21 protein-coding genes are annotated in these 26236 nt (G+C 37.2%); 1 reads left to right on the forward strand and 20 read right to left on the reverse strand.

The window, feature by feature from the left end; all coding sequences use genetic code 11:
- Nucleotides 1-54: 54 nt before the first annotated feature.
- Genes NQ185_RS03080 through glgB form a run of 5 tightly spaced genes read right to left on the reverse strand, consistent with a single transcriptional unit; the run spans nucleotide 55 to nucleotide 8126 of the window.
- Nucleotides 55-2481, reverse strand: coding sequence for a glycogen/starch/alpha-glucan phosphorylase (locus NQ185_RS03080; RefSeq protein ID WP_306999939.1), 2427 nt, complete (start codon nucleotides 2479-2481; stop codon nucleotides 55-57).
- Between the two features lie 16 nt (nucleotides 2482-2497).
- The gene (gene glgA, locus NQ185_RS03085) at nucleotides 2498-3922 is read right to left on the reverse strand and encodes a glycogen synthase GlgA (protein WP_257580082.1); all 1425 of its coding nucleotides are present in this window, start codon (nucleotides 3920-3922) and stop codon (nucleotides 2498-2500) included.
- 28 nt (nucleotides 3923-3950) lie between these two features.
- Nucleotides 3951-5057: a glucose-1-phosphate adenylyltransferase subunit GlgD gene (gene glgD, locus NQ185_RS03090; protein ID WP_257580083.1), complete on the reverse strand. Its 1107-nt coding sequence runs from the start codon at nucleotides 5055-5057 to the stop codon at nucleotides 3951-3953.
- 4 nt (nucleotides 5058-5061) lie between these two features.
- On the reverse strand, nucleotides 5062-6213 hold the full coding sequence (locus NQ185_RS03095) for a glucose-1-phosphate adenylyltransferase (RefSeq protein ID WP_257580084.1): 1152 nt from the start codon (nucleotides 6211-6213) through the stop codon (nucleotides 5062-5064).
- Nucleotides 6210-8126: a 1,4-alpha-glucan branching protein GlgB gene (gene glgB, locus NQ185_RS03100; protein WP_257580085.1), complete on the reverse strand. Its 1917-nt coding sequence runs from the start codon at nucleotides 8124-8126 to the stop codon at nucleotides 6210-6212. Before glgB ends, NQ185_RS03095 begins: the two co-directional genes overlap by 4 nt.
- A gap of 254 nt (nucleotides 8127-8380) precedes the next feature.
- Here glgB and pulA point away from each other — a divergent pair, with 254 nt between their 5' ends.
- Complete coding sequence (gene pulA, locus NQ185_RS03105; protein ID WP_257580086.1) at nucleotides 8381-10459, forward strand: type I pullulanase; 2079 nt, start codon at nucleotides 8381-8383, stop codon at nucleotides 10457-10459.
- A 70-nt stretch (nucleotides 10460-10529) separates the two neighbouring features.
- On the opposite strand, the gene cotE is transcribed toward pulA, so the two are convergent.
- From cotE to yfmF, 15 genes are all read right to left on the reverse strand, one after another.
- Nucleotides 10530-11090: an outer spore coat protein CotE gene (gene cotE, locus NQ185_RS03110; protein ID WP_257580087.1), complete on the reverse strand. Its 561-nt coding sequence runs from the start codon at nucleotides 11088-11090 to the stop codon at nucleotides 10530-10532.
- Between the two features lie 204 nt (nucleotides 11091-11294).
- On the reverse strand, nucleotides 11295-11723 hold the full coding sequence (locus tag NQ185_RS03115) for a YlbF/YmcA family competence regulator (RefSeq protein ID WP_257580088.1): 429 nt from the start codon (nucleotides 11721-11723) through the stop codon (nucleotides 11295-11297).
- 1 nt (nucleotide 11724) lies between these two features.
- Nucleotides 11725-13269 (reverse strand): tRNA (N6-isopentenyl adenosine(37)-C2)-methylthiotransferase MiaB, encoded by a 1545-nt coding sequence (gene miaB, locus NQ185_RS03120; RefSeq protein WP_257580089.1) that lies wholly within the window; start codon nucleotides 13267-13269, stop codon nucleotides 11725-11727.
- A 190-nt stretch (nucleotides 13270-13459) separates the two neighbouring features.
- On the reverse strand, nucleotides 13460-13720 hold the full coding sequence (gene spoVS, locus NQ185_RS03125; RefSeq protein WP_257580090.1) for a stage V sporulation protein SpoVS: 261 nt from the start codon (nucleotides 13718-13720) through the stop codon (nucleotides 13460-13462).
- A gap of 489 nt (nucleotides 13721-14209) precedes the next feature.
- A complete protein-coding gene (locus NQ185_RS03130; protein ID WP_257580091.1) occupies nucleotides 14210-15010 on the reverse strand; it encodes a TIGR00282 family metallophosphoesterase in 801 nt (266 codons plus the stop codon).
- 83 nt (nucleotides 15011-15093) lie between these two features.
- Nucleotides 15094-16656: a ribonuclease Y gene (rny, locus tag NQ185_RS03135; RefSeq protein ID WP_257580092.1), complete on the reverse strand. Its 1563-nt coding sequence runs from the start codon at nucleotides 16654-16656 to the stop codon at nucleotides 15094-15096.
- Between the two features lie 246 nt (nucleotides 16657-16902).
- Nucleotides 16903-17955 (reverse strand): recombinase RecA, encoded by a 1053-nt coding sequence (recA, locus tag NQ185_RS03140; RefSeq protein ID WP_257580093.1) that lies wholly within the window; start codon nucleotides 17953-17955, stop codon nucleotides 16903-16905.
- A 648-nt stretch (nucleotides 17956-18603) separates the two neighbouring features.
- Nucleotides 18604-19842, reverse strand: a complete 1239-nt coding sequence (locus NQ185_RS03145) for a competence/damage-inducible protein A (protein WP_257580094.1) — start codon at nucleotides 19840-19842, stop codon at nucleotides 18604-18606.
- A 26-nt stretch (nucleotides 19843-19868) separates the two neighbouring features.
- On the reverse strand, nucleotides 19869-20447 hold the full coding sequence (gene pgsA, locus NQ185_RS03150) for a CDP-diacylglycerol--glycerol-3-phosphate 3-phosphatidyltransferase (RefSeq protein WP_257580095.1): 579 nt from the start codon (nucleotides 20445-20447) through the stop codon (nucleotides 19869-19871).
- Between the two features lie 70 nt (nucleotides 20448-20517).
- A complete protein-coding gene (locus NQ185_RS03155; protein WP_257580096.1) occupies nucleotides 20518-21414 on the reverse strand; it encodes a helix-turn-helix domain-containing protein in 897 nt (298 codons plus the stop codon).
- A gap of 9 nt (nucleotides 21415-21423) precedes the next feature.
- Nucleotides 21424-22212 carry a YmfK family protein gene (locus NQ185_RS03160; protein ID WP_257580097.1) on the reverse strand — a complete coding sequence of 263 codons (789 nt, stop codon included), beginning with the start codon at nucleotides 22210-22212 and terminating at the stop codon, nucleotides 21424-21426.
- Between the two features lie 208 nt (nucleotides 22213-22420).
- Nucleotides 22421-22678, reverse strand: coding sequence for a DUF3243 domain-containing protein (locus tag NQ185_RS03165; RefSeq protein WP_257580098.1), 258 nt, complete (start codon nucleotides 22676-22678; stop codon nucleotides 22421-22423).
- Between the two features lie 82 nt (nucleotides 22679-22760).
- The gene (gene ymfI, locus NQ185_RS03170) at nucleotides 22761-23483 is read right to left on the reverse strand and encodes an elongation factor P 5-aminopentanone reductase (RefSeq protein ID WP_257580099.1); all 723 of its coding nucleotides are present in this window, start codon (nucleotides 23481-23483) and stop codon (nucleotides 22761-22763) included.
- Nucleotides 23484-23533: 50 nt separating this feature from the next.
- Nucleotides 23534-24823: an EF-P 5-aminopentanol modification-associated protein YfmH gene (yfmH, locus tag NQ185_RS03175; protein WP_257580100.1), complete on the reverse strand. Its 1290-nt coding sequence runs from the start codon at nucleotides 24821-24823 to the stop codon at nucleotides 23534-23536.
- On the reverse strand, nucleotides 24820-26100 hold the full coding sequence (gene yfmF / locus NQ185_RS03180) for an EF-P 5-aminopentanol modification-associated protein YfmF (RefSeq protein WP_257580101.1): 1281 nt from the start codon (nucleotides 26098-26100) through the stop codon (nucleotides 24820-24822). Before yfmF ends, yfmH begins: the two co-directional genes overlap by 4 nt.
- Nucleotides 26101-26236 lie beyond the last annotated feature (136 nt).

Below are 26236 nucleotides of genomic sequence, written 5' to 3' on the forward strand. Positions count from 1 at the left end.
GATGACAGTTATTTTTTTGAAATGTAAAAAAGCTATCCGTTAATGGATAGCCTGTTAGACTGGTTTTATTTTCCAGATTCCAGATGCATATTCTTGTATCGTTCGATCACTTGAAAATTTACCTGAGTGGGCGATATTTGTGACGCTCATATTTAGCCATGTCCAGCGATCGCGATATGTTTGTTCCACAAGCTCATGAATTTCAATAAAGGGGTCAAAATCCTTCAACACAAAATACGGGTCATTATGTGAAAGTATATTATAGTAAATATCTTTAAATTCAATTTCATACGGACCAAATTCACCGTGATGTAATTGCTCTAAAATTCGCTTTACTCTGTCATCCGTGTTATAAATATCCAGCGCATTATAGCCGCCATAACGCTGATAATTAATCACCTCTTCGGCCGTTAATCCAAAAATAAATATATTTTGGTCCCCTACTAAATCTTTAATTTCAATATTTGCTCCATCTAATGTGCCGACAGTCAAAGCACCATTCATCATCATTTTCATATTGCCAGTACCTGAAGCTTCCTTACTTGCCGTTGAAATTTGTTCACTAATATCTGCAGCCGGAATAATTTTTTCAGCAAGGCTAACATTATAGTTTTCTAAAAAAATGACTTTTAATTTCCCGCGAATGTCGGAATCATAATTGACCATTGTGGCAACCTTATTGATTAGCTTTATGACCTCTTTTGCCAAATGATAGCTCGGAGCAGCTTTTGCTCCGAAAATAAAAGTACGAGGTGTCATATCGATATTAGGATTGTTTTTTATTTCATTATAAACAGAAATAATCCGAAAAACATTGAGCAGCTGGCGCTTGTATTCATGGAGTCGTTTTATTTGTACATCAAAAATGGATTGGTGATCCACTAAAATCCCTGTACGCTCATGAATAAAATTCGCTAATACCTGTTTGTTTTTCTGCTTTACCTGATCAAATTTTTGTAAGAAAGAATGATCTCTCGTATATTTTAAAAGGCTAATTAGCTGTTTTGGACGCTTAATCCATTGGGGGCCAATAATCTCTGTAATTAGACTAGATAAATCGGGATTTACTTTTAGCAACCATCTTCGGTGGGTAATCCCATTGGTTTTGTTATTAAATCGTTCTGGAAATAATGAATAATAATGTTTCATTTCTTTATTTTTTAGGATTTCTGTATGGATTCTAGCAACCCCATTTACACTATGACTGCCGATAACTGCCAGCCTCGCCATATGTACTCTTTCATATGCTATTACGGCCATTTCGGGAATATGTTCCCTGAGATCATGATGGTTATACCAAATATGTTTACAGAACCGTTCATTAATTTCATCAATAATCATATAAATACGAGGGAGCAGATGTTGCAACATGTCTTTAGGCCATGTTTCCAACGCTTCGCTTAAGGTTGTATGGTTCGTATATGCGATGACTTTTGTTGTAATATTCCACGCATCTTCCCAGCCATATCCTTCATGATCCATGAGAATTCTCATAAGTTCAGGTATTGCTAAGCTTGGGTGCGTATCGTTAATTTGAATCGCTACTTTTTCGTGTAAATGCTTCAGTGATAAAGCGTGATTTTGCTTAAAATGTTGAACAATATTTTGAATGCTTGAAGAAACAAGAAAATATTGTTGTTTTAAGCGCAGCACTTTCCCATCGTGGCTGGAATCATCTGGATATAAATATCCGGATATTTGTTCAATTGAATGATCATGATCAAGATCGTGATAATGATTGGATTCATTTTCGCGAGAATTAGTTTCATTTAAGGCTGGTTCAGCACTCCAAAGACGCAAAGTATTTATTACATTATTTTGATAACCGATTATAGGTATATCATAAGGGATAGCCATTACCTTATCCGTATGTTCATACTTAAATTCGAGATTGCCATTGTTTTTTTTAAACATATGAACAACCCCATTGAAATGAATGCAAACAGCCTCTTTCTCTTTCCTCGTTTCCCAAGCATAACCGTCATTTAACCAGTAATCGGGAAGCTCTATCTGATTCCCATGGATAAATCGTTGTTCAAATAGGCCGTATCGATATCTAATTCCATAACCATGCCCTGCGTAGTGAAGGGAAGCTAGGGAGTCAAGGAAGCAAGCAGCTAACCTGCCCAACCCGCCATTCCCTAAGCCAGGATCACGCTCTTTCGCATAAATATGTTCTGGATTAAAGCCTAATCTTTTCAGAGCCTCATTAGAAATATCTAATAATCCAACATTAAGAAGATTACTTTCAAGTAAAGTACCGATTAAAAACTCCATCGATAAATAATATACTTGTTTACATTCCTTTTCCTTATATGTCTTTTGAGTCTTTTGCCAATTCGGAATAATTTCTTCATTTACGATAGAAGCTAATGCATTATACACATCGATCGAACCGGCGTCTTTTATTTCTTTGCCTTTTTCAATCCCTATTTTATGTTTAATTCTCTCTGCCAATTCATTAACGGTTAATTGAGGCAAGTGTGCCCTCACCTCCTTAAGCATACTCCATAGTTAATTGATAATATAAGTTTGCATAATCTCGAGCTGACTTCTTCCAGCTAAACTGACTTTTATTCACATTTTTAGCAAGGGTATTCCATAGCTCTTGTGAACGATAAATGGTTAACGAATAACATAAAACGGCTAATAAATCGTGAGCATTGTAATGAGTGAAGCTAAATCCATTTCCTTCTCCTGTTATTTCATTGAAAGGCTGGACTGTATCTTTCAAACCCCCTGTTTCACGTACAATGGGGACAGCCTTGTACTGCAGAGCGATGAGTTGTGCTAATCCACAAGGCTCAAACTTAGACGGCATAATAAAAAAATCAGCACTTGCATAAATCTGTCTTGCCATTCCTTCATCAAAGTATAAAAGTGCTGCTACCTTTTCAGGATAACGTTGAGCGATATCAGAGAAATACGATTCAAACTCTTCATCGCCTGTTCCCAAAACAATACATTGGACATCTTCTTGAAGGAACTCTTCAAAAATATGTTGAACAAGGTGGAGTCCTTTTTGTTCTACAAGTCGAGTAATGATGGCATAAAGAGGCTTATCGCTGTTAATCGTCAGACCAAGTTTTTCTTGCAGCAATATTTTATTTTCCTTTTTTCTAGCTTTGGAAGAACGGTATTTTACGGGAAGAGCTGGATCTGTTAATGGATTATATTCTTTTATATCAATTCCGTTTAAAATCCCAACTAGATCATCCGCTCTCTCTATCAAAATAGGAGAAAGTCCTTCACCGTAATAAGGATCTTTAATTTCTTCAGCATAAGATGGACTTACGGTCGTAATTTTATCTGCATGAAAAAGGGCGCTTTTTAGACAATTTAACTTCCCATCCCACTCCAGGCCGCCAATATGCTCTGCTGGTAATTCAAAGAAATCCTCAAACGTCCCTATAGGCATAACACCTTGATATTTTATATTATGAATGGTGAAAACCGTTTTTAAATCCTCAATCGGCTGCATAATTTTGGCAAGAGCAACAGCCATTCCAGCTTGCCAATCATGGGCGTGAAGAATATGTGGTTTTCGTTCAAGATAATTTAATGCCTCTATCACCGCTCTACTAAAAAAGACAAATCGTTCACCATCGTCATAATAGCCGTAAATGCCTTTGCGGGTGAAATAATAATCATTCGAAATGAAATAATAAGTAATTTGATTATAAGTTAACTTATATATACTTGCCTCTTGATCACGCCAGCCCACTGGAACATCGATTGATTTAAATAAATGCATTTGGCTTTTCCATTCTTCAGATATCTCATCATAGAGAGGAAGAATGACTTGAACGTCGATTTGTTCATTTTCCTTAAGTGCCTGAGGCAGCGAACCAATTACATCGGCTAATCCACCTGTTTTAATAAATGGAGTACATTCTGAAGCTACAAATAAGACATTTTTCATGCTATCTCCTCCCGCCGGCTCCACCAACTTACATTTCTTTCCTTTTTGCAACGACATATGGTTTATCTTTTGATCCTATAAATCTCTGGTTTGCTTTTACATGGACATCCTTGTCTAAAATGACATTTTCCAAGTATACCCCTGGTTCAATTGTACAACGTTGCATGATGATTGAATCCTTGATCGTCGCCCCTTCTTTTATTGTCACACCTCTGAAAAGGATGCTTCCTTCCACATTCCCATCAATGACACAGCCATTTGCTAGAAGCGACCTTTTTACATTTGCGGAGGAAAGATATGTTGCGGGTGGGGAACTTCCAACCTTTGTTCGTACAAAAGGCTTTTTATAAAACAATGCTCTATAATTTTCTTCATTTAATAGATTCATATTATGTCTGTAAAAACTTTCAATTGAATTGATAAAAGCACTATACCCCTTATACTCATACGATTGAACCTTTAATTTAGAAAGATTTTCCTTAATACCGTTAATAAAAAAGTAATCTTGGTGATGGGCAATACAGTGGTCGACTAATGCCATCAAAACATCTTTATTAACGATATAAATACCCGTATATAAAAGTGGATTCGATCTAACATTTGTAATGTTTTTAACCCTTCCTAAATCATCTGCTTCAATTCGTAAACAAAGTTCATGTTCCGGCAGCTCATTTTCAAACCTTGTAGAAATGAGCGTCACATCTGCCTTCCGCTCTAAGTGATAAGCAAAAGCATCCTTATAATCCATATTCGCTACAAATTGGCTTCCACTAACCAAAACGTATGATGACTTTCCCCTATCAAAGTAATCACGATTATTGTGAAAAAATTGCAAATCACCTTTTGAAATATCGGATGGGTCGTTCCAATCAGGCGGAAGGATAAATAAACCACCATTTCTTCTATCTAACTCCCAACTTTCACCCGTTCCGAGATGATCCATTAAAGATCTATATTTATTTCGTGTAAAGATTGCCACTTCTTCAATATTTGAATTCACCATATTAGATAGAGCAAAATCGATTAAGCGATAACGACCTACGAAAGGAACGGAGGCGCCATTCCGAAAATAGGTTAATTCATGAAAAAAATGGTGCTCATGCTCTAAGTTTATTAATCCCATCATCGTGTTCATCAAACTATGCCTCCTTTATTTCGTGTAAAATTTCATATAATTTTTCATCATCAATAACAAGTGGTTCTTCATCATTTTTAATTCGTATATAAGTCCCTTCAGGAATTTCCGTATTTTCCATAACGATTACACGTTCTAATATAGAATTTTTTCCAACTTTTACTCCTGGATGTAAAATGGATTGATGAACAAAGCTTCCTTCTTCGATTAGAACATGTTGAAATAAAATAGAGTTTTCTACCGTTCCAAATACCCAGCAACCCGAATTAATAAGCGAATGTTTTACGACTCCTGATTCACCAATAAACTGTGGCGGAAAGTCAGAGTCATTCGAATACAGTCTCTGTTTTTTGTTCGTTAATGATAATCTCCAATCTTCATCCAGTAAGTCCATATTTGCTTCCCAATAACTTTGGACAGTACCAACATCTTTCCAATAGCCATTAAAACGATATGCATAAAGCCTGAGGTTATCAGCTAACATTGCTGGAATAATATCTTTTCCAAAGTCATGAGTTGAATATTTATTATTGGCATCGTCCAATAAATAAGTTCTTAATGTTTTCCATGTAAACATATAAATACCCATTGAAGCTAAATTGCTTTTTGGCACTTTCGGCTTTTCATCAAATTCATATATTCTTAAGTCTTCAGTCGTATTTAAAATGCCGAATCGTGATGCTTCTTCCCAAGGAACAGTAATAACGGATATTGTTACATCTGCTTTTGACTGTTTATGTTCTTCAAGTAGTGCTTTATAATCCATTTGATAAATATGATCCCCTGACATTACAAGAATGTACTCAGGGCTATGCAGATCGATGAAATGAATATTCTGGTAAATGGCATCTGCAGTTCCTGAATACCAGTTCCCCCCGCTTTGCGCAGTATAAGGGGATAGAATCGTTACTCCACCATCCTGTCGGTGCAGGTCCCACGGTTTTCCATTGCCAATATGTTTATTTAATTCAAGCGGTGAGTATTGTGTCATTACACCTAATGTGTGAATTCCTGAATTCGTGCAATTACTTAATGTAAAATCAATAATGCGATATTTCCCTCCAAAGTGTACTGCCGGCTTTGCCACTTCCTTTGTTAATGCTCCTAACCTTTTACCTTCTCCACCAGCTAGTAGCATACCTACACATTCTTTCAATTTACGTCCTCCTCGATTATTGTAATTTCCCGTTTAAAAATCGTGACGGCTAATGGTGGTACTTTGATTTTTATATGATGCGGCAATCCATGCCATTTCTTCGGAAAACTAAAATGCTCCCCCTCATTTAACTGACCTGAGCCGCCGAATTCATCGGCATCCGAATTAAATATTTCCTTATACTTACCACTCTCTGGAACGCCAACCTTATAGTCATATGAAACATTAGAAGTAAAATTACAAATAATAATTAATTCATCATGTTGAGTCTTACCTCGTCTTCTAAATGCAATGACGCTTTGATCAATATTATGGGGATCTATCCACTCGAATCCTTGAGACTTATGGTCTAACTCGAAAAGAGCAGGATTTTCCAAATAAAAATGATTTAGCGCTTTTACGTAATTAAAAATTCCTTTATGCAAAGGGTAGTCGAGTAAATGCCAATCAAGCTGATCTTGATCTTTCCACTCAGCATATTGTCCAAGTTCTCCCCCCATAAACATTAACTTTTTTCCAGGATGAACCATCATATAACCATAAAGTAATCGCAAATTGGCAAATTGCTGCCACTGATCTCCAGGCATTTTATCTAATAGTGACTTTTTTCCATGGACAACCTCATCATGTGATAATGGGAGCAAGAAATTTTCCGAATGTGTATACATAAATGAAAATGTCAGCAAATTATGATGCCATTTTCGATAAATAGGATCCTTTTTCATATAGTCAAGCAAGTCGTTCATCCAACCCATATTCCATTTATAATTAAATCCGAGACCACCCATATAGGTTGGTGCTGTAACAAGTGGTACATCAGAGCTATCTTCTGCCATCACTAATGCATTGGGATGATACGCATATACAATTTCATTCAATTTACGCATAAAAGCATATGCTTCTAGATTCTCTTCGCCGCCAAATGAATTGTAAATTTTCTCCTCACCATCATGACGATCAAAATTAAGATAGAGCATGCTCGCGACAGCATCTACGCGAATACCATCAACATGGTATTCTTCAAGCCAAAATAATGCATTTGAGATTAAAAAACTTTGTACTTCTGGCCTGCCAAAATCAAACGTTAACGTTCCCCATGAGCGTTTTTCAGCCTTACGCGTATCTTTATATTCATAAATTGGTTTGCCATCAAAGTTTCTTAGACCGCAATCATCTTTACAAAAGTGTCCAGGCACCCAATCCATAATGACGCCTAGCTCGTTTTGATGACATACATCAACGAAATATTTAAAGTCATCCGGAGACCCATATCGAGAAGTTACAGAGAAATATCCGGTAATTTGGTATCCCCACGAAAGATCAAATGGATGTTCCGCAAGCGGGAGCAATTCGATGTGGGTAAAACCTAAAGATTTAACATAAGGAACCAACTCATCAGCAAGCTCACAATATGTATAAAATTCCCCATCACCTTTCTTTTTCCATGACCCTAAGTGAACTTCATAAACTGAGATAGGTGATGAATATGCATGAAACTCCAACTTTTTTTTCTGAAAGTCCTGATCCTGCCATTCATATATAGAAGGTTCTGTAACTAATGATGCAGTTGCTGGGCGGAGCTCAGATTGAAGAGCATATGGATCTGACTTTAAAAGAATTTCATCGTTAGGTGTAACAATTTTATATTTATAAGATGATCCTACTGGTATATTTGTAAAAAAACCTGCCCATAACCCTTCATTTGTAATTCGATTTAATGCGTACGCTTCCCCGCTCCAATGATTAAAATCACCGACAACATAAATACATTTCGCGTTTGGGGCCCATATCGAAAATCTAAAACCATTTTTCCCCTTCCATCTGATATGGTGGCAACCTAATATTTGTTGACTATGGTAGTTGGTACCTTGGTGGAATAAAAATATGTCCTGCTCAGAAATGTTAAAATACAATACGTTGACTCCTTTCACGGACGATAACAATTCCTATTATAGGAGACAATCGGCACGTTTTAACGAAGATTCCTTCGACACATCTTTCAGAGATTTAAGCCTTTATGTATGGGTTTGTCGATTAAATTATTTAAATATAGCTCTATCTTTTTTATGTATAGATGATCAAGTTTAAGGTATTACTTACGTGAACAAGGGTGAGAACATATACTGCAAATACCTAGCCAGAGATTGGTTAAAAAGGAGTGGCATTTGTGGATACACATGTAGCGTGGATAGATGATTTTCATCATATAACATTAAAAACGAATAATATTTCAACTCTAATTCTTCAAGATTTGCCAAAGATTTATTGGCCAAGAAAAAAGAAATATTTTATGGCAAAAATAAAAAATGTAACCGGTTCATCTACTGTTAATATAGGATTTTCTGATTTTCTTCCAATGGGTGAAATATTAGAATTAATATGGGGTGAGGAGACCTTTCCAGTGTACCCAAGGGCGGTTGTTCAAACGAAATGGTTTGATGAAAATTATTCTGCAATTGATGAAAAATTAGGAGCGTATTGTATTAATGACATCACATATTTTTCAATTTGGGCACCAATTGCCACATCGGTAACATTATATTTGAATAATATGGCAAAAAAGTTAAATCGACAAAAAAAAGGTGTATGGACTTGTCAAATAGATGGAAATTGGCATGGTTCTGCATACGAATATGAAATAACGGTCAATGGAAAAACGATGCGCGTAAATGATCCTTATGCAAAATCATTGCTTGCCAATAGTGAAAAAGGAATTGTTATAGATTTTTCTAAAACAAACCAAATCACAGCAAAAAGGCCAGTTATAGAAAGTTTACAGGATGCCATTATTTACGAATTGCATGTTAGGGACGCAACCATTCATCCTGAAAGCGGAGTTAAAAATAAAGGTACCTTTCTTGGTTTAAGTGAAAAAGAAGCAAAAACTGAAAATGGTTTTTCCACTGGATTATCCTATATTAAAGATTTGGGGTTTACCCATATTCAGCTGTTGCCAATCAATGATTTTGCCCGTGTAAACGAGCTCGAGCCAAAGGAGCAGTATAATTGGGGATATGATCCATTATTTTTCCAAGCCTTAGAAGGAAGTTATTCCATATCTCCGAATGATCCTATATCTAGAATTAATGAATGTAAAAATATGATTCAGTCTTTCCATGAAGCTGGACTTTCCGTCATATTGGATGTTGTTTTTAATCATGTATTTATTATGGAACAATCACCATTTGAAAAGCTTGTCCCGGGTTACTACTTCCGCTATAAAGAAGACGGGAGTATTAGTAATGGCACCGGTGTCGGTAATGATTTAGCTACTGAGCGAACAATGGTTCGAAAACTCATTTTAGATACGATTGATTTATTTATATCGGAATATCAAGTGTCTGGTTTTAGATTTGACTTAATGGGCGCAATTGATATAGAGACAATGAATGAAATCGCTCGCCGTTGTGAAAAAGAATCAAATCCAATAATGCTGCTAGGAGAAGGTTGGGATCTTGCAACTGCATTAGATCCATTTAAAAGGGCAACCACTGTAAATTCAGATCAATTACAAGGCATTCGATTTTTCAACGATTATTTTCGAGATTCATTGAAAGGAAATTTATTTAATGAGGCTGATACCGGTTATGTCAATGGTGGAGGACGACTTGTGGAACGGCTGCCTCATCTTGTGATGGGATCAAATGTTGAAGGGTTAAGCCACCTGCAAACAATTAATTACGTTGAATGTCATGATAATCATACATTATGGGATCGATTGATATTAACAAACAGTCATGAAAATGATGATGTAAGAAAAAAAATACATTCACTAGCCACAGGTATCACCTTATTAAGCCAAGGCGTTCCATTTATTCATGCCGGTCAAGAATGGTTTAGAACAAAGCAAGGGATTGAAAATAGTTATATTTCAGGAGATGAAATAAATCAATTAGATTGGAAGAAAAGGGAGTTAGAAGAAAAAAATATTAAGTTTATTGATAATCTTATTTCTATGCGAAAAAAATATGAAGTTTTTCGTTTAAGATCAGATGATGAGATTAGAAGAAGACTGCACGTATTAAAAACACCTAAGCCTTTATTTGCCTACACATTATTCGGCAATGGTGAAGATTTTACTATTTATATTAATCCAACAAAAGAAAACTATAATTTGCAATTACCTTCACCTGGTTTATGGAAAGTAGTAGCTACAAATGATTTAATAAATGCTAATCGTGACATCGAGGGAGAATTTATTGTTGTTGGGCCTTATGTGTTAGTTGTGTTAATAAAGAAAAGATAAACTGTTTAATATTAAAACTCACACTTTCCAATAAAAAAGAAAAAAACCGGGAAGATTTTCTTCCCGGACTTTATTCTGCTTCATTCGCGACGAGGAAATCTGGATTAATCTCCTCAGCTAATTCGCTGTCAGTTAATTCTTCAGTCCAATCCTCATCTTCATCCTCATCATCACAAGGACATTCACCTGGGTGAACTGCTACGCAAACCTTTGTTTCACCTATTACTTCCACTAGAAACTCTCTTTCATTGCTTACTAGAATCTTGTTGCCCTTTTTGGAAATCACTGCTTCTAAACAATTAGGCTGTTGGAGAACTCGTGCAGATACTACCTTATCATCTAAGCAATCAGGGTCTTGATAATGAAGTGCGATGACATCTTTATAATCCACTCTCTCCGTTGCTACTGATGTTTTCGTGTTATCGTGATGGGAATACCAAACATTCATATCAAAAGAACCGCTTACTTCGACCTTTTTGCCGACTTTGCGCGCTTCATATTTATGATTGATAATCCAGCAGCCTAAAATGCTCGAAGGATGATGCTGCGGGCTGATCGCATTGTTGGAATTTGTATATTTTTTCCCTTTCGCCACGACCGCTTTTGTTATTATTTCTCTATATTCTGCCATTCGAGCGAACCCTCCTCATTCATTTTCCCTTCATCGTATGCATTTCTCTAGACGAATGTGCTTATTACGTGAAGGCTAATTCACTAGGTCTAACTATGATATTGTATGTAAAGCAAAGGATTTTGTTTAAGATCTACCCTTTATTTCACCGATTTGGGCACATTGAAAAAGCCATTATCCACAATTGGATAATGGCTTACTACTTTATGAACAGCTGGACCCGCTGTATTTTATTTTTGAACCTGTTTCACCGGAGAGCAAGTCGCCGCCGGTTGAGATTAAAATTTCATCTGTTACTTTATTAGAAATAGCTGATGCAACTAATTGGAGTAAATCATTTACATCGATTTGTGATTGTTTAAATTCCTGTACGATTGGAATTTCATCTAGTTCAGCTTCTAGTTTTTCAAGTTTTTCTTCCGTTAATTGCAATGCTCTATCTTTACCATAGTGTTGAAAATTAACAGCTTGTTTTTGTAAACTTTTAATACTCGCAATCATTTCTCGAACTGTTTGGTTTTCATTGATCCCGGCTTCCGCACGTTTAAAAAAATCAACCTCTTCAGTTTCTGCTATCATTTTTGCCAATTCATGGGCTTGTTTTAATATATCATCTTTCGTATATTTCCCCATGTTACATCACCTCTACTGATTCTAGTTCTTCAACCATTTCGCCATCTAAGGTCCATGTTTTTGCTTCTCTGATTTTTACATTTACTAATTGACCGATTGCAGATTTTGGTCCTTTAAAGTTTACAAGCTTATTTTTTCTTGTATACCCAGAAAGGATTTCAGGGTTATTTTTGCTTTCGCCTTCAACAAGCACTTCCACAATTTGACCCTTATATTTTTTCATTGCTTCCCTCGATAATTCATTTACAAGGTCATTTAAACGTTGCAAACGGGCTTTTTTCACTTCCATTGAGACATTATCCTTCATTTTTGCAGCAGGAGTTCCTTCCCTCGGTGAGTAAATAAACGTATAGGCAATTTCAAAACCAACTTCTCGATAAAGAGACATCGTTTCTTCAAATTGTTCATCCGTTTCGTTTGGAAAACCTACAATAATATCCGTAGAAAGTGAAACATCAGGGATGGCTTCTTTAATTTTTCTTACAAGTTCAAGATATTGTTCTCTTGTATATTTACGACCCATGATTTTTAATATATCACTTGAACCAGATTGAACGGGTAGATGAATATGTTCAACCATATTTCCTTTTTTTGCAAGCACTTCAATTAAATGATCATCAAAATCGCGTGGATGGCTAGTTGTAAAGCGAATTCTCGGGATATTGATTTTTCTTAAATCATCCATTAAATCGCCTAAACGATAATTGAGATCTTCAAAATCTTTCCCATAGGCATTAACATTTTGACCAAGCAACGTGATTTCTTGATACCCATGTGCAGCCAATTGCCGTACTTCTTGGATAATTTCTTTCGGTCGTCGGCTTCGCTCTTTTCCTCTTGTAAAAGGCACGATGCAATAAGTGCAAAATTTATCGCAGCCGTACATTATATTTACCCAAGCTTTAATATTCCCTCTACGTACTTTCGGTAAGTTTTCAATGACGTCGCCTTCTTTTGACCATACTTCAACAACCATTTCCTTAGACATATATGCTTCATGCAAAATGTCTGGCAGGCGATGGATATTATGTGTTCCGAAAATCATATCAACGAATTGGTGCTTCTCTAGGATTCTGTTAACGACAGATTCTTGTTGTGACATACATCCGCAAACACCTAGCAATAAATCTGGTTTTTCTAATTTCAAAGATTTCAAGTGACCGAGTTCACCAAATACTTTGTTTTCGGCATTTTCTCTAATAGCGCATGTATTAAGTAAAATCACATCTGCATCTTCTACTGTATCAGTAACCTCATAACCTAAACCACTAAAGATTCCTGCCATGACTTCTGTGTCATGTTCGTTCATCTGGCAGCCATACGTGCGTATATAAAATTTACGGCCTGTGCCCATACCTTGATATTTTTCATCTATTTCATAATCATTATGATACTTGATTTCTTCTCTCCCACGCCTTCTAGCATCCTTCAAGGATGGAGGAGTGTATACGGTTTGGAAATATTGACTATAATCCTTTTCCTTTTTCAGGCTAGGAGTAGTAGATTGGTTAACTTGTTGACTTTCTAAACGTTGTTTCTCGTTCATGAAAATCCCCTTTCTTCTTATCGTAAATCGATGAACGAAAATGTTATTCATTACATGTATCCATTCTATTAGTATATAGCCTTTTATTTTTGAATACAACTTAAGGCCCTATTTGTTGAATAAAATTCGAAAAGACTTGATTGCATCTCTGCAATCAAGTCCTAATTATACATCTTTTACATTTTATTTTTTACCTTGGCTCAACAATAAGCTTGATGGCTGTTCTTTCTTCTCCATCAATAATGATATCTGTAAAAGCAGGTATACAAATTAAGTCAACACCACCTGGGGCGACAAATCCCCTTGCTATAGCTACTGCTTTCACTGCTTGATTCAATGCTCCAGCCCCTATTGCTTGGATTTCTGCATTGCCTCTTTCCCGGAGAACACCTGCTAGCGCGCCCGCCACAGAATTTGGATTAGATTTTGCTGAAACTTTTAATATTTCCATTTCTTGTTCCTCCTTGTCATTTCCCCATAGCGATCGTCTTGTCATTCTCAATCGCAGTTAACCTTTCCATTGTTACTATATTCAGGGAATTTATGAACTATTCCGGATTGTCCAAAACACATGACAGGAGAATTAGAAAGGTGAAAAGCGCCTTGCTCTTCGACATACAGGCCCACGGGATGCGGGTCCGTCGACGTGCCGCAGGACGTGGCGATTTTTAGTCGACGTTCTTTTTTTGGCCCAAGACTTGCGATAAAGGAAACACGGCGAGGTTGGAAAAGCGGAAGTCGCCTGATCAGCCCCGACAAGCAAATGTCCTGAGGCAAAAAAAGTCCGTATTTTGACTTTTATTGCCTCAGGTTATTTGACCTCGAGGGGCTGGCGACTGAAGCTAGACAAGACGAGCCTGGCTTCCTACGCAAGCGAAAAGGACAAGAAGTTTGCTAGTCGATAGGCGATGGAGCCAGACATCAAGATTATGGATTTTAATTATTCCTCAAACATTGGCTGATCATCGTTGATGCGAATTGTTTTTATATTTAATGCTTTACCAGATTGATTATCAATATTAATTAAACATGCACTAAGTTGTTTCCTTCCTGTTTTTGGCACTTCAAAACGGGTTGGCAGGGCAGTTATGAATTTCTTAATAACAGCTTCTCTCTCCATTCCAAGGATTCCGTCATACGGTCCTGTCATTCCAACATCTGTCAAATAGGCAGTTCCATTAGGGAGAATTCGATGGTCTGCTGTTTGCACATGTGTATGTGTACCAATTACGGCAGATACTTGCCCATCAACATACCAGCCCAGCGCTTGCTTTTCACTTGTCGCTTCAGCATGGAAGTCAACAAAAATAATATTTGTCCGTTTCTTTGCGATTGCTGTAAGTTCATCCACCTTTTTAAATGGGCAATCAAGCGGCGGCATAAAGGTTCTCCCCTGCAAGTTGATGACCGCAATCTCGAGGGAATTCATTCTAATAAAAATCAAACCATTTCCAGGAGTATTTTCTGGGAAGTTGGCTGGTCTTACTAAGTATTTCGCATTATCAATAAACTCAAAAATATCTTTATTGTCCCAAGAATGATTTCCGAGAGTTACAGCATTTGCACCTGCTTCTAAAAATTGCTTATAAATTTGTTCCGTTATCCCTCTTCCACCTGCGGCATTTTCTCCGTTTACAATGGTTAGATGAGGACGGTATTTTCTTTTTAATGCGGGAAGATATTCCTTAATCATTTCCCTACCAGGCGATCCTACAACATCGCCAACAAATAAAATGTCCATATAAATCCCTTTCTAGCGTGAAGTTCATTCTAAGTTCTATTCTATCATTATAGACACAAAAAAGCAGTGTGAGATCACACTGCTTATTTTGCATATTCAACAGCCCTTGTTTCACGAATGACAGTGACTTTGATATGACCTGGATAATCAAGGTCATCCTCAATTCTCTTACGGATATCTCGAGCTAGTCTATGTGCTTCCAAGTCATTGATTTGTTCTGGTTTCACAATTATGCGAACCTCTCTACCAGCTTGGATGGCAAATGACTTCTCTACCCCTTCATACGACTCGGAGATTTCCTCCAATTTTTCAAGGCGCCTTATATAATTTTCTAGCGTCTCACTTCTGGCACCCGGTCGTGCAGCTGATAGTGCATCTGCAGCAGCGACTAGGACAGAAATAACAGATGTTGGCTCTGTGTCCCCATGGTGAGAAGCAATACTGTTAATGACAACGGCATGCTCTTTATACTTAGTCGCAAGCTCAATTCCGATTTCAACATGGCTTCCTTCCACTTCATGGTCAATGGCTTTACCAATGTCATGAAGCAATCCTGCACGGCGGGCAAGAGTTTCATCCTCTCCGAGTTCCGCTGCAAGAAGACCAGATAGGAAGGCAACTTCCATGGAATGCTTTAGAACGTTTTGCCCATAGCTTGTCCGGTATTTTAAGCGTCCGAGAATTTTAATCAAGTCAGGATGCAATCCGTGGACTCCCACTTCAAATGTCGTTTGTTCACCAATTTCACGAATGTGTTCATCCACTTCCCGCCTTGCTTTATCAACCATCTCTTCAATGCGTGCTGGATGGATTCGACCATCTTGAACAAGTTTCTCTAACGCAATTCGAGCCGTTTCCCGCCTAATTGGATCAAAACCGGAAAGAATGACAGCCTCTGGTGTATCATCTATGATGAGATCTATCCCTGTCAATGTTTCAAGCGTTCGAATGTTTCGGCCTTCGCGACCAATAATTCGACCTTTCATTTCATCGTTAGGCAGATTGACGACGGATACTGTTGTTTCCGCTACGTGTTCGGCTGCACAACGTTGAATGGCGAGAGATAGAATATTCTTAGCTTTCTTATCCGCTTCTTCTTTTGCTCGCATTTCACTTTCTTTTATCATGATGGCCGATTCATGTGCTAATTCCTTTTCGACACCCGATAAAATGATTGATTTTGCTTCATCACGAGTCAAGCCTGAAATGCGTTCTAACTCACTTTTCTGCTTGCGGATCATCTCATCCACTTTGCTTTCCATCTCTTCAATATGTTGTTGTCTTTCATTAAGAGATTCCTCTTTCTTTTCAAGCAAATTTTCGCGCTTGTCAAGAGTTTCGTCTTTCCTGTCGAGGTTCTCCTCCTTTTGCAATAAGCGGTTTTCTTGTTTTTGCAATTCGGTTCTTCTGTCCCGAAGTTCACGTTCAGTTTCAGTTCGAAGTTTATGATTTTCATCCTTTGCTTCCAACAGGGCTTCTTTTTTCATAGATTCCGCGGCGCGGCTTGCGTCTTCCAATATTAACTCTGCAGAACCTCTAGCACCTGTTATTTTTGCTTGAGCAAATGTTTTAAAGATGAAATAGCCAACAACTACACCGACGATAAGGCTAAGCAAAATGGAGATGATGATTGCGAGTGTACCCATAAATTCACCCCCTCTTGCTATTAACTTGTATCATGTTTTTAACATGTCGGCTGGTACATTGTTACATAGGTTTCAATATACTGAGCCAAGCTCAAAATTTTCATGCGAAAAAAATGTAAAATATACATGTTAATTTTATAGTTGTGGCGTTTCATTGTCAAGGGATGTTCGTTTTATGTTTGGCTTTTTCGTTATCTATCGATAAATGGAAAAAGCAAAGCGCGGAGGCTCTGCTTTTTAAACTAATTAATCATTTAATAAACTAAATTCTTCTTGCGGGTCTATCTCTTCTTCTGGTGGTGCAATTTTTTCTTTATCAAGTCCGTAATGATCACGAATTTTGACCATAATTTCGTTTTTAAGCGAAGGATTTTCTTTTAAAAATTGCTTCGCATTTTCGCGGCCTTGTCCAAGGCGCTCTTCATTATACGAATACCAAGAACCACTCTTTTGAACAATATCAAGTTCAGAGCCCATATCAATGATTTCGCCCTCACGAGAAATTCCTTCACCATACATAATATCTACTTCCGCTACTTTGAATGGAGGAGCCACTTTATTTTTGACTATTTTTACCTTCGTCTTATTCCCAACAATATCTTGCCCTAGCTTTAGTTGTTCAGCGCGACGGACTTCAAGACGTACGGAGGAGTAGAATTTCAATGCGCGTCCTCCAGGTGTTGTCTCGGGATTTCCGAACATAACTCCAATCTTTTCACGAATTTGATTGATGAAAATAGCAATTGTGTTCGATTTATTGATGGCACCTGAAAGTTTACGAAGGGCTTGGGACATTAAGCGCGCTTGTAATCCTACATGTGAATCTCCCATTTCCCCTTCTATTTCAGCTTTCGGTACCAAAGCTGCCACCGAGTCAACAACGATTATTTCAATTGCACCGCTTCGGACAAGTGCTTCCGCAATTTCAAGCGCTTGCTCACCTGTATCAGGCTGGGAAAGCAACAACGCATCAATATTAACTCCCAATTTCTGTGCGTAAACTGGATCGAGCGCATGTTCTGCATCGATAAAGGCCGCTTGGCCACCTTTTGCTTGCACTTCTGCAATTGCATGAAGGGCTACCGTTGTTTTACCAGAGCTTTCTGGTCCATAAACTTCTATGACACGTCCACGCGGATAGCCGCCAACTCCTAAAGCTACATCAAGAGCTAATGAGCCACTTGGGACAGTGGAAATTCTACGGTCTGTCTGCTCTCCAAGTTTCATAATAGATCCTTTTCCGAACTGCTTTTCAATTTGTTTTAACGCCATATCTAATGCTTTCTGACGATCACTCACTTAGTTTCCTCCTTATACACTCATATTCTATTAAATAAAGTGTGGTTCATATCAAAAGCTAACTTCAGTATACAAGTTTTTATTCGGTTTGCCAAGTAAAAAGCGAACATTTATTCGATAATTTTCGAACGGAAAAATAGCCCATATTGAATAATTGCCTAATGAAAAAACTGTTTTATTAGTGGCTTGATGTTAAAAAATCAATTTTTAACTTTTTTTGGACAAAATTTCAAACATTATTTTCAGGTGGGTAGACTGTAGTGGAAGGCGCGAAATACCCTGCGGAGAAAACGAGAAGGCATTGAAAAACTGATTTTGAGTCTCGATTCGAACCCAATCGAGACTGAAACCATGGGATAATTACTTTTGAGTCTCGATTCCAACTCAATCTAGACTGAAACCACCAGAAAATTACTTTTCAGTCTCGATTCCAACTCAATCGAGACGAAACCACCAGAAAATTACTTTTCAGTCTCGATTCCAACTCAATCGAGACGAAACCACCAGAAAATTGCTGTTGAGTCCCGATTCCAACCCAATCGAGACGAAGCGCCTGGAACGGAAACTCAATGGACGAGTTTAAAGAATGATACAAAAAAGAGGATGCCCCTAAAAAGTTACACTTTTGGACATCCTCTTAAAGTTTCTCTATTTTTTTAATTCCTGCAGCAAATAATGACAGCCATACATAACAGATCTCTTCTGATTGCCATTTCTAGAACCTGCTAAGTTAAGGAGATATGCTTTTGCGGGCTTATTGTCAAAGGATATTCCAATCCATACTGTCCCGGCTGGGTGGCCTTCTAATGAATCAGGTCCCGCCACGCCCGTAAAGCTTATGCCGATATTTGTTCCAAGCATGTTTCTTACATTTTCCGCTAATTCAATTGCACATTCTTCACTAACAGCACCGAAATGATCAAGCGTTTCTTTTTTTACATTACATAGTTTTATTTTTGCATTATTAGAATAGCATACTACGCCGCCAATCAGCATTGTACTTACGCCAACTATTGAAGTCATTTCAGATTGAAAGAGCCCGCCTGTCAAGCTCTCGGCGCATGCAATAGTAAGTTTCTTCTCTTCTAGAACCTTAAGAAGTTCTTTCATGATTGAAGTTTGGTCATATCCATAAAAATACTGTCCAACTCGATCGTTAACCTTTTTTTCCATTGCATCAATCATTTTATGAGCTTCACTTTCAGATTGATGCCTAGCGGTTATTCGTAAAGTAACCTCATTATCCCCTGCAAGTGGAGCTACCGTTGGGTTTGTTTGTGTATCGAGTATATCTTCTATCTCTACCTCAAGCTGTGATTCGCCGATTCCGAAATAGCGTAAAACACGAGATTCAATTCTCTCACGTGATTCTAATTGATCTAATATAGCTAAACGGCCGTATTTGCGAAACATTGGCTGCATTTCATGAGGCGGTCCTGGCAAAAGCATATAAGAATATGGTTTATTATGTAAAAACATTCCTGGTGCCATTCCATGTTCATTTGGAAGTACTCTAGCCCCATCAAGGACAAGTGCTTGCTTTTTATTGTTTTCTGTCATTGTTCGTCCGGTTTTTTGGAAGTATGCAAGAATGGTTTGCATAGCATCCTCATCAAGAACAAGGCTTGTCCCGATATGTTTTGCAATTGTTTCTTTTGTAAGATCATCTTTTGTTGGACCTAATCCACCGGTAAAAATAATCAAATCCGCTCTTTCTTCCGCATGTAAAATGGCCTTTTCAAGCCGAACTGGATTATCCCCTACGACGGTGTGATAATAAACATTTACACCTATTTCAGCAAGCTGTTCCGAAAGAAACTTGGCATTTGTATTGACGATTTGTCCTAATAAAAGCTCTGTTCCAACCGCTATAATTTCTGCATTCATATATGCATATCCTTCCCTTTAAAATTCTATTTTGAATTTTTAAATATCGCCCTGTTCTTATAAAAATATTCATAGCCAGACCAGACTGTAAAAAATAATGCCACCCACAAAGCAATTGTATCGAGCGGAAACCCAATAGCCTCAAAAAAAACATTATGTAAAAGTAAAAGTGAGATCGCAATAATCTGTGTCCAAGTTTTAATTTTCCCCAACATATTAGCAGCTACAACTTCACCTGTTCCGGATAAAATCATCCTTAATCCTGTGACTGCAAACTCTCGACTAATAATGACTATGACGATCCAAGATGGAGCAAGATGCATTTCGACAAGAACAATAAATGCGGCAGAGACAAGAAGTTTATCTGCCAATGGATCTAAAAACTTCCCTAAATTGGTAACCAAATTATGTTTTCGTGCATAATAGCCATCCACCCAATCAGTTATAGAAGCTAAAATAAAAATGAGTGCTCCGATTAAATGAGATAATTCTAGTTCAGTTCCAGGCAGGCTTACCCTCCCCCAGTTAAAAGGAACTAGCATTAATAGTAAAAAAAGCGGGATTAATATTACCCTGGCGACTGTAATTTTATTTGGCAAATTCATGAAAGAACCTCCTCAAGCTTATGAAAAAAGGAACCGCCAAAAAGGCGGTAAAAAAGTGATCGAGTACTGCTTATTCCATCTTTTGAAATTGAATGATAATGTTTTGCACAGTATTGTTTTTTTCTTCCGGGGACAATTCGTACTCCAGTAATTCATCGTTTACATAAATTTCAGTTTTAGGAGTAAATCCAGCCCTGATACTCACACTAGAATCATCGGTAAGATCAAATTTCTCACCTGCACCATCTTTTAATTCCCCTGTGAAAAGCACTTCATTTTTACTGTTGGCAATTTTTACCCAAGTTGCACCATCAGATGCCGCCTTCACTTCCACCTCAAATTTATCAGCATTTGATAAAGTATAAGTAGTCGTAGTTCCAGAAACACCATCCACCGTCATTTCCTGCTGTACAGTTTCTTCAGGAGTAGCCTCTTCTGTTTCTTCATCTGCAGGTGCTGTTTCTTCTTCTTTCTCACCTGCAGGCGGAATAACATCACCTGATTCTTTTATATCCACAGCTCCATTATTATTTTTATTTACGGCTGATTTATCGCCTAAATCGATATATTTTGTAACTAAAAACCAGATTAATACTAATAGGGCGAGTACAAATATAGCCGTAATAACTTTCGGAAAAAGTTCCAAAGCTTTAGAACTGCTCGGTGATACTGATCTTCTAGACTGTGTTCTGGAAAGCTGTTCTGTTAAATTCTCATCATATGCAAGAGGAATTTCATTTTTATGTTCCTCAAATAGTAGTTCCGGTTCCAGTCCAACTGCCTCTGCATATTGTTTGATAAAGGCTCTCGCATAAAATTTGCCGGGCATGATATCATATTTTCCCTCTTCAATCGCGAGCAAATATCTTTTTTGTATCCTCGTAATATTTTGCAGTTCATCTAAGGTAATACTTTTTTCTTCACGAGCCATGCGAAGTCGGCTCCCTAATTCCGTCAATGAAAACACCTGCCAATCCTAAAAATCAAAACCAAAGTCTGGTTCAGTGAATAAATTATGGTCTTGCACAATTTCATATGTAATTTCTTCATCATCATTATTTCTTAGTTCGATGATATAATCAAAATCCTCCATGGAAAATTCAGAATGCTGAACAAAAATATCAGGATGTTCGATAACTTTTACTGCGGGAAGTTTCATAATTTCCCGAACTAACTGCCAATGGCGTTCATCAGCTCTTCTTCTTGAGACAATCCCATCGAGAATGAATATATTATCAGCATTGTATTCGTCTTTTATTAATTCTTTACGTATTGTTTGCTTTAATAGAGTAGATGATACAAACAGCCATTTTTTATTGGCACAAACACTTGATGCTACTACAGATTCTGTCTTGCCTACTCGCGGCATGCCTCTAATCCCGATAAGCTTGTGACCTTCTTGTTTAAATAATTCGGCCATAAAATCGACCAAAAGTCCAAGTTCATCGCGAACGAAACGAAATGTTTTTTTATCATCCATATCACGTTGAATATATCTTCCATGTCTTACCGCAAGACGGTCCCTAAGTTTCGGTTCGCGAATTTTAGTAACTTTAATCGTTTCAACTGTCTTTAATATAGATTCAAGCCGTAAAATTTGATTTTTACTACTCGCACGTATTAAAAGGCCACGCCTCCCGCTATCAATTCCATTAATGCTTACAATATTGATTGAAAGCATCCCTAATAATGATGAAATATCCCCAAGTAAGCCTGGACGATCGATTGTAATTTCATATTCCAAATACCATTCTTTTCTGTCCATTCAAACATCCCCTTGAAGATAGCCGTTTTTATGTTCTTCATCAAAGTAGTCTCGATTATATCATAGCTGAAATTAAGTAAACATGAAAGAAAAACATATATACAATCATCTTTTTTAAGCATAGAAAAGGACTGTCCCATTTTTAAGGGCAAATCCTTATATCCAAGTAGGATTTGAACCACTTAAAAGACAGTCCCAAAACATTTATCTAATGTGTACTATTATTTTCGACAAGTTTCACCATTATGCTTGCGATTGCTTTTTGTTCTTCTTCAGAAGCAACAGACCACAAATCAGAAAGTACCCTTTCTTGCTCGTTTTTAGGGTCCACTTGCTTTGCAAGATAATCGCCTACTTGGTGTGCCAGCGAGTTGATTACTTTCTGTGACATTCCTTGGTCTTGGGCATTATCTAGACGATCGCCAAGGAAATTTTTCCACTGATCCCAATTTTCAAGTACTGACATGCCATTTCCTCCTTTGGAATATAACGTACGATGTTATTATGCACTTGGAAAACTGACATTATGCAGGATTTTGACATGACATTTATGTATACCAACCACCATTTACCCCAATTACTTGCCCTGTAATGTATGATGATTCTTTCGATAATAAAAAAGAAATAACATCTGAAATTTCTTCTGGTTCTGCTAATCTTCCTACAGGTATTTCCTGTTCAAGCATGTCCAATTCTTCTTGTGAAAAACTGTTCAACATATTTGTTTTTACCGCACCAGGTGCCACACAATTCACTCTTGTCCCTGACATCGCTACTTCCTTGCTAATAGCTTTCATAAAAGCAATTTGTGCGCCTTTAACAGTTGAATACATTACTTCGCATGCCGCACCTGTTTGTCCCCATATGGAACTAATTAGTACTATTGATGATTTAGGAGTTTTCATTAATTGAGGAAGGAGTTTTTGTATCATTACCAATGGACTCTTTACGTGAATCTGTAACATTTCATCAATTGTTTGTTCACTTAAATCTGTAAATAATCCGTATGGCGCCGTACCACTTGAGTACACTATGGCGTTAAGGTTGAATATCGAGTTGCAAACAATATGTACTCCATTATCGGACGTTAGATCCGCACAAATAGGTATCATCTCAATATCAAATGATTTAAGTTCCGTCATTAAATCGTTTATTATTTTCTCATTCTGATTATAGTGCAGATATAAATTCCACCCCTTGCGAGCTAGCCTTCTAGCTGTTGCTGCACCTATTCCCCCACTCGCTCCAGTAATTAACGCATATTTTTTCATTTACTCTCTTCTCCCATAAAAACAGCCCGGTATTATCCGGGCCGGCTTCTTTATTTTTTTGGAACAACTTGACAAACAGTCATTCGATCCTTCGCAAAAAATGCGTTGGCTGCTTCCTTTATATAGTCAAATTGTAATTCTTCCAAGACTGCAACAGTATCAAAAAGATCCATGCCGTTAAACGCATATCTTGTAAATTGATTGGCAATAAATTCCGGAGAATTCATGGAGCGCAAGAATCCTCCTATTCGTTTTTTCTTAGCTCGTTGTAATGCCTCATCCGATAAGTATTGACCGTTTTTTGCTTCCATCAAAATGGTTTGCAAACGTTCTGATAAAGCATCCGGATCCTTCGTGTCACTACCGACATAAGCAAATCCAAATCCCCGCTCTAACGTATAGTCATATTGAAATGTGTCATCAATTATGCCGCTTGTAATAAGGTCCTCATAGTTTTCGGAACTTTTTCCAAATAACAATTCAAAAATTATATTTATAGCTAATTCCTGCTTTAGCATGTCTCTGCCGCTTTGATCAACGTTTTTCCCTTTCACACCCACATAACATTTCGGAGTTTGAACATTCATTTTCAATTCTTGTTTCTTATTATATACGGTTTCTGGCTCTTCCTCAAAATATCGCTGTATTTCAGGGGCATCACTATATTGTTTCTTCGCTTGGTTTTCGTGAATGAGTTTAAACATTTCTTCCGGATTAACAGGACCTACTAAAAACATTAGCATGTTGCTTGGGTGGTAAAACGTATTATAACACTCATACAGAAGTTCGGCTGTAATCTGTGAAATCGACTCAACCGTTCCCGCTATATCTATTTTTACTGGGTGGGTATGATACATGTTTTCGATCGTTCCGAAAAATAGCCTCCAGTCCGGATTATCATCATACATTCTAATTTCCTGACCGATAATGCCTTTCTCTTTTTCTACGGACTTTTCCGTAAAATATGGCTCTTGCACCATATCCATTAATGTAATTAGATTTTTTTCCACATCATTTGTACTTGAGAATAAATAAGCAGTCCTAGTGAAGGAAGTAAAAGCATTTGCAGATGCACCTTGCTTACTAAACTGCTGAAATACATCCCCTTGTTCTTTTTCAAACATTTTATGCTCCAAAAAATGGGCAATGCCGTCAGGGACGCGAATATTTTCATCTTTATTCAATGGCTTAAATTGGTGATCAATGGAGCCATAGTTAGTTGTAAACGTCGCGAATGTTTTATTAAATCCCATTTTCGGAAGAATATATACTTGTAATCCATTATCCAATTTTTCATAGTAGAGGGTTTCTTGAATTTGATCAAATTCAATTGTCTTCATACATGCCCACCTTCCATTCCGGAAAGAAAATATATGGTATCAAGCTTAACTTTATTTGCAACAGCGATAATTTCATCACGTGTAGTTGTGTTTGTTTTATCAATCCACTCACTAAATTCAACTTCAGTACCGGCAACAATGTTATGATAGAACACTTCAATGACTCCTCTTGCAGAATCAATTGTTTCCAAAAACTGATTTTGAATGACAGCCTTCGTTTGAGATATTTCCTCATCTGTGAAACTGCCTTCCTTCATTAATTTTAATTGTTCTTTAATGATGGAAACTGCTTTTTCATAATTTCCTGAGTCTATTCCCGACATAATCATTAATAATCCTTTATGGCTCTCGACTCTGCTAGCAGCATAATAGGCTAAGCTTTCTTTTTCACGTACATTTATGAACAACTTTGAATGTGGAAACCCGCCGAAAATCCCATTGAACAATTGCAAAGCAAAATAATCAGAATCTCCATATGAGATATTTGTTCGGCAACCCATATTTAGTTTTCCCTGATTAAGATCTTGAGTTTCCCTGACTTCTTTAACTGTTGATACATCTTTTTCTGGTGAATTCTTTTGCGGTGACTTCGTACGTTCTTGATATTGGAAAACCGAGCAGAAATTTTCTACTTCATCAAGATCAATGTCCCCAATAATATAAAGGTCCATTTTATCATCCGTAAATGCACGTTTGTAATATTCAAATAAAGAAGCCCCTGTTATTTCATCGACTTGATCTTCTTCGCCTGATGCTTGAATTGAGTAAGGCTCATCTTTACACATTTCTTCAACGAGCCGGACACTTGCATAGCGCATTTTGTCATCAAATAAAGATTGAATCCGTCTTGTTAAGCTCCTTTTTTCTTTCTGCATAGTTGCTTCATGAAATGCATTATCTGTTATATTCGGATTTTGTAATACTTCACCTAAAAATTCAATCGCTCTTTGTAAAAGCGGTGTTTTATCCTGGAGGAATTTTTCATTGGCAACCTCTATTGTAAAAGAAATAATATGGAACTCGCCTTTTTTACTTACATCTGTATAAAATGAAGCACCATAAAGATCATCCAAGTATGAACGCAATGCACTTGTAGTGTTATATTTTTTCGAATTACTTTGAAGAACATTAGGTAATAGGGCACGATATGTAGCAGTTTCTTTTTCAAGAGGTGCTTTCATTTTCCATACAATTGTATTTGTTTTATACTTTTCAGTTGGAATGATATGAAGGGTATATCCAGACTTTTCTACAACATGCTCCTTAACAAGTTCCATTTAGGATCCTCCAATACTTTCAATATAGTTCACAAACCGATTTTGTTAGTGAGACAAATGCTATTGCACACAGTCCCACTTTACATAATATTATTATAGTTCTATACAACAGCTCTTTATAGTTTATGACTACAAT

The sequence above is a fragment of the Lederbergia panacisoli genome (assembly GCF_024626525.1).
Classification (GTDB): domain Bacteria; phylum Bacillota; class Bacilli; order Bacillales; family Bacillaceae_C; genus Lederbergia; species Lederbergia panacisoli.